The sequence below is a fragment of the Ekhidna sp. genome, assembly GCF_039960695.1.
Taxonomy (GTDB): domain Bacteria; phylum Bacteroidota; class Bacteroidia; order Cytophagales; family Cyclobacteriaceae; genus Ekhidna.
The window spans coordinates 685893-697701 of the sequence record NZ_JBDVKP010000018.1 but is presented as its reverse complement, the minus strand read 5'-3'; the positions used below and the strand labels follow the sequence as shown (position 1 = coordinate 697701).

Here is an 11809-nt window from a genome sequence, read left to right as displayed (position 1 = left end):
TGTCCATTAAATTTTCATTATGCCTCTTACACGATTCCTGTCTCTCTTACTCAGTACAAAAAATAGTGCAATCAGAAAATAAAAAAACAACAATGTCGCCATTTCAACACCAAGCATGAAAAAATTTCCTGGATCAAAAAATGATTTGATTGGAATACAAAGCAAAGCAAATAGAATAAATGATAGTAGTGGTTTCCTAATTTCAATCCAAAACTCTCTCTTTGAGATGTTGTACATGCTCATTATTTTCAAGGTATACGGTAAAAAAATAACTGCATGAGAAATTGTCGTCCCTAAAACAAGACTTAAAAGACCAAGTCTAGATAATAAAGATAGGCTTACAACAATATTAATAATACTCCCAAATATCGAATAAGGTAATACTTCTTTAACATAGCCACTACCAACCACCATAGTGGATCCAAACGATGTGAACTGACTAAATAGAAACTGTATAAGAAGTATAATAGAAAGAAGTGCAAGATTTGTATACTCTTCTCCTATCCACAGCCTGATAAATTGATCTGCAGCAAAAATCGAAACAATTACAAATGGAATGATTATCATCATCTTATACTTCGTTCCTTTAATAAAAAGAGATTTAAGTGCATTGTCATCCTTGGCTGCAGATAAATTGGAAGTTATTGGAACAATTGTTGAGTTAAGTACTGAGCTGATTGAGGTCATCAAATTAGGCAGTTTAACAAGAATATTGAATTTAGAAAGATAAGCTATAGGCATGAAAAAACTGATAATTAACTTATCAGTAAAGTTGTATACAAAGCCTACGAGCTTGCTTAGAAATAGATATTTGGCAAAAGAAAAAAGCTCTTTTAGTACACTTCTTTGGAAAGAGATTTGAAACCTCAAATTTGATGGAATAATTCTTACTGACACTACAAACTCAATTAGGCACTTGAGTATAAATAGTGAGTTGAAATAATAAATGTATTGCAAAAAATCATTCTCACTCTGAAACTGAAAATAAATCAGTAAGAAGTTAGCTCCCACATATATAACGTTAATTGTTTTTAAAGCGGCAAACTTATGGACTGATGTCAGGGTAGCTCTTAGGCCTAGAGACAAAAATTGAAATGGGAATTGATATATATATACCATTAAAACATTTCTACTTAAATAAATAAGCGGTTCAGAGATATCGAATGGGAAAAATTCTGTTAAGTAGAATGTTACAAACAGTAAAGTATAAATGGCAACTCCTATAATAGTATACAACACGAGTCCATTCCAAAAATATTTTGAGAAGCTTTTATAATTTTTTAATCCATCATACTTTGCAAGGAACTTTACTAGTGCACCTTCCAGACCTAAATCAAAGAATGAAAGAAATCCGCCGACTGAAAAGACTACTATTAAACTGTATATACCAAATACCTCCTCACCCAATCTTCCTAATAATATTGGAACAACAAGAAATCCGAATAAAATACTTACCGATAGATCTATACCGTTAATTAAGGTGTTTTTAGCTATCTTCTTACTTAAACTCACTTTAAAATAGACTCTAAGTAAGAAATCACTTTTTTGCCAGTATCACCATCAGGATCATTAAAATAAAGCTTCAATAATTCATTTCGCGATTTTTCATTCGGTATACTTTTAAATTCCGAACTGATATAAGCCGAAATTCTGTCAAATAATTGGGTTTCCGATTGTACGATATCAAAAACATCAAACTCATGAAATGGTAGTATACCTTCCTTAAAGGCTTTAACATCCGAAGTATAAAATGTATATATCGTAGGTTTTCTAAGGACAATTGACTCAATAAGAGCTGTTGATTGAAATCCCACAACTAAACTGGAATTGATCAAAAGCTGATTGGACGACTCAGCACCTGCCAACACTATAACATTCTTTACTCCTGCAAAAAAAGATTCGATTTTATCAATGTCTAATTGTTGCGGGTGGCACTTCACTATAAAGTGAGTGGTTGGGTATAATTCAGCTAGCTTTTTTATTTGACTATGAGTGCTGCTTCTTAGTTCGCGCCATGAAAGTCCTTTTTCTTTTTCCAGTTCAGGTGTTATATAAGCATTCTCGAAATAGGTGAAAAACAAAACCTGATGTCTTGATTCATCCTCAAAAAGTCCTAGATCTTGCTTCTTTAAAGTGAACAAGAGGTCAGAACGTGGTTGACCTATTACTTTAATAAGACTGCTACTAATTCCCACATTCTCCCAGAAAGATTTTTGACGATCAGACCAAACAATAAACTGATCAGAAATTGGAGGAAAAAGATTTTTTATTTTCTCTGCGTGATGAAAATAATAATGCGGTGAAATTATCCCTTCCTTGTCTAAAACGATTGTCTCTATTTCTTGATTTTTTGCTGTATGAATAAATTCTCTGAGCCAGTAGTATAAATCAGACGGTGTTAGAATTAGATCAAATGGAATCTTACTCAGTAAGATCTTTAAAATATATCTGGAAATTTTCGATGCTTTCCTCCGGTTCTTAGTTTGGGTAGGGTCATCGTATGGAATGCTGGCAAATTTTATTTCATGTGGGAATGTAGAAATAATTGGAGCAAACAACTTTTGAGGTTCGATCACAAAAAAATGCACGCTTGATTCATCTTCAGCTGCTTTCAATGCAGCTATATCTTGATCAAAGAAATGGTTAATGACTAAAATAATTTTCTTCCCTTTAACCGCAGGCGGTTTTAAAAGCAGTATATACCATAAAGCTCTAAAATAATGATAGATATGCTTCGCAAATTGCAGCATCAATACATCCCCTCCACCAGCGGTGTACCTCTTTGTATATTTCGTTTTGCCGTAGAACCAATTACATCCTCATAGTATTTTGGATGTAATCCATACCCTGGTCTAATTGATCTGACATTTTCAGGTGTGAATTTTTCTCCTTTTTGAACGTTTTTTACAATAAACAGAGAACGTGCAAATTTTTGATTCTTTTTAACCTTTTCTGAAATTTCATAAGTGATATCACCCAATGATTCTTCTACGGAACGAACTGAATCTACCATGGACCTAAACTCCGTTGGGTCAAGGGAGAAATCGGCATCTGGCCCTCCTATTGACTTATCAAGTATGAAATGTTTCTCAATAACTCTTGCGCCAAGAGCTGTAGATGTAGTTGGCACTATGTTTCCAATAGTGTGATCTGATAGCCCTACAGGAATGTTAAATCTGGTACGAAAATCAACCATTGTCCTAAGGTTTGCCAACGAAATAGGAGCAGGATAAGAAGATGTGCATTTCAACAGAACAACATCCTGATTATCCATTTTTTTGCAAGCTTCTAAGGCTAATTCAATGTCATTTAATGTGGCAATCCCTGTACTTAGAATCATTGGTTTCCCTTTAGAAGCAGCATATTGTATTAAGGGAATATCTTGTATTTCGAATGAAGCAATCTTGTAAGCAGGTGCACCCAGACTTTCTAACAAATCAACCGAAGAATTGTCAAAAGGTGACGAAAAGCACTCTAACCCTAATTTTTTGGCTTCTAAAAATAAATCTTCATGCCAGTCCCAGGGTGTAAAAGCTTCTTTATAAAGATCGTAAAGAGTTTTTCCATCCCAGAGTGTACCTTGATTTATTTGGAAATACTCATTATCACAATCAATGGTAAGTGTATCTGGAGTATATGTCTGCAGTTTGATTGCATCAGCGCCTGCTTTTTTAGCAGCATATATTGTTTTCAATGCAATTTCTTTGTCATGATTATGATTGGCAGAAAGCTCTGCAATAATAAAAACAGGACTGTGTTCATCTATTTTGTAATTTCCTATATACATATCAATTCAATATATAACCTTCACTCAGATCCGATGGCAGTGTAGTTCGAAGTTTGGATATCATAACAGCTCCATTCGGACATTTTACAACAATTCCGTGCTCAGTGTTAAGTATTGTTCCGTTTGTTTGGCTTGCCTGAAATCCGTAATCTGAATATACAACTTCATCAATTATTAATTTATGTGTCTTATAGAAAGAAAATGCTCCCGGATATGGGCTCGCCTGAGCTCTCACCCAATTCCTTATCCTCTCTCTTTGCCAATTCCAATCAATGAGGCCATCACCTGGTGTACGTTTTCCAAAATATGTGGCTTTTTGTTCATCCTGCTTTACTCTTTTCAGACTATCCTTTTCAATGTCTTTAAGTGTACCATTAATTAGCTCCGGATATTTTACTTTATATTTTTCTAGTAAATCGCCACCGGTATCATTTTCTTCTATATCTATAGAAACTTGTGCTACAATATCACCAGAATCACATTCTTCTTCAATGACATGGGCGGTAATACCAGCTTTACTTTCGCCGTTGATGATTGACCATACATGGGGAGTCCTTCCTCTATATCTTGGCAGCAATGAGCCATGTACATTCAAGGCTACCAAAGTTGGCCATTGAATTATATCATATTGAATAAGAAACAAATAGTTGACTGAAAGCAGCACATTTGGCCGGTCCATTTTTAAGAACTCGCTGGCACGTCCTTCACGAGGGTTGCCTACAAAGCATGGTAGAGATAATGAGTTACACTTCTTAATTATTTCTTGAGAATTTTTATCAGTAAATACAGCGGTTATTAAATAATCATTTAGCAGTTGCTTAAATAATAAATATCCTAAATGTCCGCTAATTAATAATGCTATTTTCATTGACCGTTTAGCTTAGAGTATATCACAACATCAATGAATGTATTTTCAAAAAAGCAATGATCTTTTAATCGAGCATCTAAAAAGAAATCTTGCTGTTCTAAAACATCATACAAATGAGGTCTTAAATCGAATGCGTAGACAAATATTTTATTAAAAGCTAAATCTTTAAAAGCTACTTTTTCAATCAGTTTTAAATACTGTTCCCAGTTTATTCGAAACTCAGAGTTTTCTAGTTTGGTATCCATTATAAAAGAAATTTCGGCATTTTTATCTATCCAATTTATATGAACGAGTCCTCCATAACCTATGCACTTTTCTCCCTTCATAAATGAAAAAAGAATTTGGTTTGGATTTTCAGCTTTGAATAAGTCCGAAATGATATTAGAAAAGTAATGATCCTGCTTTTCTGTAGTTAATGGTTCACTTTGCCTGAGGTGATAAATCTGCTCGTTTCTCCAGTTCATTATTTCGTACCTATCTTCCTCCCTTATAGGCACAATAGAGTAATTGTCATTTGAATAAACTTGCTTGTTAAGAGCTTCGTAATGCCTCATATTTTAATTCTGCAATTTTCCAATCACTGATATTGTCAATATCTTGAACTTCTATTTCTTTCATGAGGATACTAGAGGTATTCTCAGAAATAAGAGTAGGTTGGCTTTTGAATTTATCAACATTAATCCAATAGAATTGTCCTGCGTCATGATATCGTTCATCCAAATCTTGAGATCTAGTTTGTGCATATTCAGGCCATACAAATTCAATATTTCCTAACTTATCGCTCCATTTAAGCGACCTTTGTATAGGGTATGCATAGCGAACAGTTGGAAACACCGTACTTCTTTTTTCTAAGCACATTAAATCGTATGCCTTTGTAAGATTCTCCACACTAATAAATGGAGCAGTAGGGTAAATACAACATACATATTCAAATTCTCGAGATAATTTTGCTTTGTAGGATTCAATCACTTCAAGAATGACATCTGACGTAGTTGCATAGTCATCGGAATTTTTACCAGATCTATTGAAGGGGACTATTGCTCCAAATTCTCTTGAAACATCCGCGATTTCAGCTGAGTCTGTTGAAACCATAACCTCATCAAAAAGTCCGCTTTTTAATGCGGTTTCTATCGAATAGGCAATAATCGGTTTTCCAAGAAAATTTTTAATATTCTTATTGGGAATTCTTTTGCTCCCACCTCTGGCAGGTATTATGCATAGGTTAGCCATAATATTCAAATACAGCATTGATTATAAAATCCAATTCATCCTCCGTAAGTGTTGGAAACATAGGTAAGCTTAAACAGCCTCTATAATACTGCTCTGCATTTGGTAAGTCTCCCTCTTTCCAACCAAATTGTTTATAATACGGCATCAGGTGGGTAGGGAAATAATGTATCTGGGCATAAATATTTTTCTCCCTAAGGAATTTATAAAGACCTAATCTATCTTCAACCTCCACCACATATAAATGATAGGCATGCCCTTCAAGTGAGCCAGATTGACTTATAACAAACTTTGCATTTTCGAAGGCTTTGAAATATTCTTTAGCAATATCTTGTCTCCTTTTTAGTCCAGATTCTGCCCGTTTTAACTGACTTTTTCCTAAAGCTGCTTGAATATCAGTTAACCTATAATTATATCCCAACTCTTGCATTTCCATATACCATTCGGGCCATTCGTTTTCGTCAGTATTTTGACCTAGTACTGTTGATTTATCGTTCTGAAAGTCTTTGGAGTCTTTTGTTATTCCGTGTGTTCTTAACTTTAATAATCGATAATACAAATCTTCATTATTGGTGGTAATCATACCTCCTTCTCCAGCCGCAATATGTTTTACTGGATGAAATGAAAATATTGCTAAATCTGCATACTGACCATTACCACAGTTCTGTTTTGTCCCAGAACTATCTAAAAAATATCCTCCTGGCGCGTGACATGCATCTTCAATTATCCATAAATTGTGCTCATCGGCTAGTTTCCTGAATGCTTCCAAATCGACAGCTCTACCTGAAAAATCAATTGGGATTATACCTGAATATGTGCCAGCAGGATGGCTTTCAAGAAGTTCTCTTACTTTATTGATATCCAGCAAACAACTTTTGGGGTCTATGTCTACAAATTCAACTTCACCTCCGCAGTAGCGAATGCAGTTTGCTGAAGCAGCAAAAGTTATGGGGCTAGTAATTACTTTACTACTTTCATTTACTCCTAACGAAAGTGCACATAGATGAAGGGCGGCAGTTCCGTTTGCAACCGCAATGGCATATTTTGAACTGACATACTTTGAAAATGCATTTTCAAATTCGGCAATTTGAGGACCTTGGGTTAAGTAATTTGACTTCAAAGTCGAGACTACTGCATCGACATCTTCTGGCTGAATGTCTTGCTTACCGTATGGAATAACATCAAAACTCATATCTCAAAGCTAGAATCAACATGTTGTTTTATTAATTCCCTTAGCGATTCAACCGTTTCCCATTCAGTATTTTCACCAGAATTATAGGTGAATCCTTCAGGGACTTTCTTGGCACTAAATTCTTTAATAAAATCGTCTAACTTCCACTTATGAGTAGCTGGTAAAATTGCGAAGTATTTGCCTAAATCATAAGTATAAAAAGAATCTGAAGCTGTAATCATTTCTTCATGTACTTTTTCACCAGGTCTAATCCCAACCACAGGTTTTTCACAATTTGGCCCAATTGCCTCCGCAATGTCTAAAATTTTATATGATGGGATTTTTGGGACAAATAATTCCCCACCCCAGGCGTGTTTTAGTGCATGCATTACCATTTCTACTCCACCATCCAATGATATATTGAACCTTGTCATTTGATTATCAGTAATTGGCAATTCTCCTGAATCTCTTTTTTTAATGAAAAATGGAATTACAGATCCGTTTGATCCCATCACATTACCATATCGAACAACGGATAATTTAATTGGATTATCTCCCTTAATATTATTAGCTGCAACAAATAATTTATCTGAAGTTAGCTTTGTAGCTCCGTATAAATTAATTGGTGCACATGCCTTATCTGTAGACAATGCTACTACTCTGCTAACCCCTGTTTCTAAAGCGGCATGAATTACGTTTTGAGCACCTCCAACATTCGTCTTGATACATTCGTCTGGATTGTATTCGGCAATTGGAACATGCTTCATTGCAGCAGCATGGATAATGTAGTCCACCCCCTTAAATGCTCTTGTTAATCGTTCCCTGTCTCTAACATCACCAATTAAGAACCTTAAATTAGGAAAATCAGCAGATTGGAACTCTTGTGCCATTTGAAATTGCTTTTGTTCATCCCTAGAATAGATGATGAGTTTTCTTATTTCGGAATGATTTTTCAGTATGAATTTGGTCAAGGCTTTACCCAGTGAACCTGTACCTCCAGTTATCAGGATTGTAGAATTTTCGAACATACTAATACTATTTGTTGGTAATTTCTTTAATTAGGCTTAAAAAAGGTGCTTTAAAAATGACATAAATAGCCCCAATAGCTATTCCTGCAATTATCGAAATGATAATTACATAAAGCTTTCGCATATTACTTTTTTCAACCGGAACCTTCGTAGGCTCTAAGATTGTAAATGCCGGTGTTTCTTCTTTTACTTTTATTTTAGCTTGCTCTAATTGTGTCGCAAGACCTTTATAAACTTCAAAAGAAATGTTTACCTGATTTTGTAATCTTTCGAATTCAATACTCGCGGTAGAACTTGTAATATTTTTATTACGATCAGAAAATAATGCTAGTTCTCTTTGTTTAGTTTCGTATTCAATTTTAGCTTCTTCGAAGCTATTCTTAATAAATTTCAAATTCAATTGTGATTTTTCAGTCTTGTATTGTATTATTTGCGTGGTAAGTTTAGTTACGAGCATTTCTACAGTCATAGCTGCTGCCATAGCATCAGGCATTTTAGAACTAATAGTTATATTTCCTGTTTCTGGATCCACAGTTACTGATAGTCTTTCAGCGTACTTTTCATAAATTTTCCAATCATCTTTTGAAAAGCGAATCAGCTGATTAGTCTTAGACATTTCATCTTCTTTTGCAGATTGGAACAGTATATTTATTTTGCCCGGTAGGCCAAATGTATAATCAGCAATCATTCCTAAAATCGAAGGCTTATCAAGCTCTTTGAAATATTCATAACTTGAAATTACAGAATCAATATTTTCAAAATAGATTGGCGAATTAATCAAATCATCAATAAATGGAGTACTCTTTACTATCTCAGGATATATTTCTGGTGTCAATGAACCACCCCCTTGATTTTTTAAGTTTATGCCAGCTAAACCTGCTAATCCTCCAAGTCCTCCTAATTCAGGGCTAAATCCATCTTGACTCTCGGGCATGAGTTTGCTATATGTCGTATACTCTGCTTTTGAAGTGAATCCTATAAAAAGTCCTGATAAACAGAAAGCAATAATTACTTTTACTAGAAACCACTTCTTTGACCAGAGATGAGCTGCTAAATCAATCACACTAATTTTTTCTCCACCTGATATTTCTCTACTCATTTTATTGAATTAATCGGTCAATTATTAATGCTATCGTAGCTAATGAAGAACTTATCCCTAGAATTTCCTGAACACTGAGTTTCCTGCGTTTTTCTTTTTGAGGAATAATTACATCAGCTCCAGGTTTTACCTTTGGGAATTTCTTCAAGAAAAGAAAATTTTTGGTACGTTTTGCTGCTCCATTTGCATAAACAATATAAGATTTACTAACCTTCGCTTTAGAAGAAAAACCACCGGATGCGGAGACATATTTTTTAAAGGATATTCCATCTTGGTAGCTTACCGTATTTGGATAAAGAACTTCTCCTTGCACTCTAACTGTTTGTAGTTGTTTGGGCACACTTATCAGGTCTCCATCTCTTAATATTAAATCGTATCTAGATTTAGGTTGTTGAAGGATTTTATCTAGTTCTATTCCTATTGCTTGCCGTTCAATGAGTTCATTTGATCCTGACACAGAGTCTCTTACAAGTAGTCTCCTCAGCTCTTGTGCTCGAAAGATTCTTGCTTCTAGTTCGTCCGTTGACTCCTTAATCTTAAATGCCTCTGTTAATTCTTTTTCGTACTCAACTAGTTGCTGCTCAACTAGTTTATAGTTCTCCGAACTGTTGGGGTTCTCAACAATAAACTTTTTCTCTAATTCTTTTCTTTTAGCATCAATTAATGCTCCTAACTCAGCTTTATCAAATTCGGTTCGATAGTATTCGGTTCTTCTTATTAATCCTGCTCCTTCGGGGTATCCATACTTAGTTAAACCTCCTGCTCTATTTATTAAATCCGAAATTTTATCTTCATTCGTTTGCAAAGCATAATATCCAGGAAAATTCACTTCTCCTTCTATTCTGACCACTTTATGTTGCCTGACATATGGTGTAGATTTTATTAAAACCAAATCAAAAGGTCTAAGAATAAAGTTTGATGCATCATCATTGATAGCCAAATCTCGATTAATTCGGAAAGTAAATATTTCCGAAGATTTGGATAAGTCCTGGTCTGAAGCTAATCGTCTTGCGACTTCTACTGTTGTAGTGCTAGCATCCTCTTTTAATCCCCCTGAAATAGTGATTAGATCTTCAACTGTCATTGAGTCTATATAAGGGAATTCACCAGGATTTCTGACCTGACCTCTTATTGTAATCAGTCGTTCTTCTGATAAATCAAAAATGGAAGAGATTTGAATAATGTCATCCGGACTTAGAATTATATCTTGATTTCCATTGACGATTTCACTCACATTAAAAGATATATTTTTTAATGTAAGGGTTTGAGATAATCGGATTATGTTCCCCCTTTGAAGGTAAGCATCCTCTCTCAATCCATTGGCTTTTTCGATTAGCTTAGCAAGAGTTATCTCTGGCGTCAATTGATAGTATCCTGGTCTATTTACTGCTCCGCTAATTTTTATTCTGTTTGAATATGTTTCCAGTATTTTTGTGACGTAGATAGAATCACCATCCATTATTTTCTCCAGTGAAAAGTTGGATTTGTCAATTGTTGCCACTTTTTTTTCCTTTTCCCCAACCCGATCAATTGTTATAAACTCCTTAAATGCATTATTGCTAAACCCTCCTGAAAAACTGAATAAATAATCAATAGTTTCGTTTTCTTTAAGCTCATAAATAGCTGGTTGCTTTACATTTCCAGCCAATTTAACTCTATTGATGTAGGGTTTCACGATTAGAACATCTTGATCTAATAGTTGTGGATTTTCATCATCTTCTCCCTCGTATAAGTATTTATAGACATCAAGTATTGCTATTTTTTTGCCTTGACGAATTATCTCAACTTCTCTAAGAGAACCATTTTTAGTTGGACCACCAGCATAATAGAGTGCATTAAATGCTGTAGAGAATGATGATAATTCATAGCTGCCCGGCTGAACAACATTACCTACCACGTTTACTTTTATTGAGCGAACTTGTCCCAAAGAGACTTGTATAAAAGTATTTGGATTTCTGCCTTTTAGCCCCGAATATATAAGAGATAGTTTATTGAAGATTCTATTTTTTGCCTCTTTAACACTGATACCACTAAGAGCGATTGGTCCTATCCCACTAATCAAAATTGTACCATCTGGGCTTATAACTTCTTGGTATGTTATTTCTGAGGCTCCATAAATATCAACTATTATTTCGTCCCCGGCTCCTAAAATATAATTCCTAGGGGTAGCTACATTTAGAGATGGCTCAAAAGACATATCAGCTGATTTAAAAATATCCATCCCAAAGATTTTCAATCGGTTGGATTTCACGGAATCTGGATTGTTTAAAAATGTAAAAAAGGAATATTCATCATCTTCTTCTGCAGATTCTCTTAAACGATCTGATTGTGTAACAATCGTAGCTTCATTATTTGCTTCGACTTGTAGCTGTCTTATCCTATTTCTAAGTTTAGCAATTTGAGTATTGGACATTCCACGCTGCTTTGCCACCAGCTCAAGTTGTTCAAGTGTAAGGCCGCTTTCTTTTGCTCGATCAAGAAAACGCTGCACTTGTTCATCAGTCAACTGATCGATGTTCACTGAATTCAAATCGCTCGGGGATAAATTATTAAGGTCCTGTGAAAGAGCTTGAAGACCACACAATAGTGCTATCAAGATCAAACTATACTTTAAAAGTTTCATGCAAAT

10 protein-coding genes are annotated in these 11809 nt (G+C 34.8%); all 10 read right to left on the bottom strand.

The features are described from left to right. Positions 1-6: 6 nt before the first annotated feature. From ABJG98_RS13225 to ABJG98_RS13180, 10 genes are read right to left on the bottom strand one after another with little or no spacing between them, the layout of a single operon-like run. The gene (locus ABJG98_RS13225) at positions 7-1512 is read right to left on the bottom strand and encodes an oligosaccharide flippase family protein (protein WP_348279999.1); all 1506 of its coding nucleotides are present in this window, start codon (positions 1510-1512) and stop codon (positions 7-9) included. Beyond that, on the bottom strand, positions 1509-2750 hold the full coding sequence (locus ABJG98_RS13220; protein WP_348279998.1) for a CDP-glycerol glycerophosphotransferase family protein: 1242 nt from the start codon (positions 2748-2750) through the stop codon (positions 1509-1511). The genes ABJG98_RS13225 and ABJG98_RS13220 overlap by 4 nt, the downstream gene beginning before the upstream one ends. Continuing rightward, on the bottom strand, positions 2750-3787 hold the full coding sequence (gene pseI, locus ABJG98_RS13215) for a pseudaminic acid synthase (RefSeq protein WP_348279997.1): 1038 nt from the start codon (positions 3785-3787) through the stop codon (positions 2750-2752). Before pseI ends, ABJG98_RS13220 begins: the two co-directional genes overlap by 1 nt. A gap of 1 nt (position 3788) precedes the next feature. Beyond that, on the bottom strand, positions 3789-4655 hold the full coding sequence (locus ABJG98_RS13210) for a methionyl-tRNA formyltransferase (protein WP_348279996.1): 867 nt from the start codon (positions 4653-4655) through the stop codon (positions 3789-3791). Beyond that, on the bottom strand, positions 4652-5209 hold the full coding sequence (locus tag ABJG98_RS13205; protein WP_348279995.1) for a GNAT family N-acetyltransferase: 558 nt from the start codon (positions 5207-5209) through the stop codon (positions 4652-4654). The genes ABJG98_RS13210 and ABJG98_RS13205 overlap by 4 nt, the downstream gene beginning before the upstream one ends. Continuing rightward, positions 5187-5885 (bottom strand): pseudaminic acid cytidylyltransferase, encoded by a 699-nt coding sequence (gene pseF / locus ABJG98_RS13200; RefSeq protein WP_348279994.1) that lies wholly within the window; start codon positions 5883-5885, stop codon positions 5187-5189. The genes ABJG98_RS13205 and pseF overlap by 23 nt, the downstream gene beginning before the upstream one ends. After that, positions 5878-7074 carry a UDP-4-amino-4,6-dideoxy-N-acetyl-beta-L-altrosamine transaminase gene (pseC, locus tag ABJG98_RS13195; RefSeq protein ID WP_348279993.1) on the bottom strand — a complete coding sequence of 399 codons (1197 nt, stop codon included), beginning with the start codon at positions 7072-7074 and terminating at the stop codon, positions 5878-5880. The genes pseF and pseC overlap by 8 nt, the downstream gene beginning before the upstream one ends. Beyond that, on the bottom strand, positions 7071-8081 hold the full coding sequence (gene pseB / locus ABJG98_RS13190) for a UDP-N-acetylglucosamine 4,6-dehydratase (inverting) (protein WP_348279992.1): 1011 nt from the start codon (positions 8079-8081) through the stop codon (positions 7071-7073). Before pseB ends, pseC begins: the two co-directional genes overlap by 4 nt. Before the next feature lie 7 nt (positions 8082-8088). Then, positions 8089-9180 (bottom strand): Wzz/FepE/Etk N-terminal domain-containing protein, encoded by a 1092-nt coding sequence (locus ABJG98_RS13185; RefSeq protein ID WP_348279991.1) that lies wholly within the window; start codon positions 9178-9180, stop codon positions 8089-8091. Position 9181: 1 nt separating this feature from the next. Further along, positions 9182-11803: an SLBB domain-containing protein gene (locus tag ABJG98_RS13180; protein WP_348279990.1), complete on the bottom strand. Its 2622-nt coding sequence runs from the start codon at positions 11801-11803 to the stop codon at positions 9182-9184. Between the last annotated feature and the right edge of the window lie 6 nt (positions 11804-11809).